Origin of the sequence: Parendozoicomonas verongulae, assembly GCF_009711465.1 — a bacterium.
GTDB lineage: Bacteria > Pseudomonadota > Gammaproteobacteria > Pseudomonadales > Endozoicomonadaceae > Sansalvadorimonas > Sansalvadorimonas verongulae.
In genome coordinates, this window is sequence record NZ_SMME01000722.1 from 6,553 (window position 1) to 6,913 (window position 361).

Sequence of the window (361 nt, forward strand, 5' to 3'; positions counted from 1 at the left end):
TCCGGCCTGCCGAAGGTGGTGGAGTTTAAGGAAGTGACTCCTGACGATGGCGGTGACAACGGCGAGTCAGACGACAGTCAGGAGCTGGCCTCTCAGGCCCTGTCCTATCAGGAAGCCGAGAGCAAGAAGGGCCGTAACATTTCGATTACGGATGCGGTGAACGCAGTCGTGCAAGGCAAGCATGCTCTTAACAACAAGAGTGCAAAGGACTAATCCCATGAGAAATGACGGACTGATCAAAACATTCCATGCCGAAGGCACACTCGCTGGCCGCAAACTGGTGACCTTTGGCACCGGCAAGCTGAAAGTGAAACAAGCCACGGCGGCCACCGATGCCCTGATCGGTGTCACCACCCAGATC

The 361-nt window shown here is 56.0% G+C and carries 1 protein-coding gene; it reads left to right on the forward strand.

From position 1 onward, the window contains the following. A partial coding sequence (locus E1189_RS03955; RefSeq protein WP_230460135.1) for a hypothetical protein occupies positions 1 to 213 on the forward strand: 213 nt, incomplete at its 5' end. Positions 214 to 361: the final 148 nt, after the last annotated feature.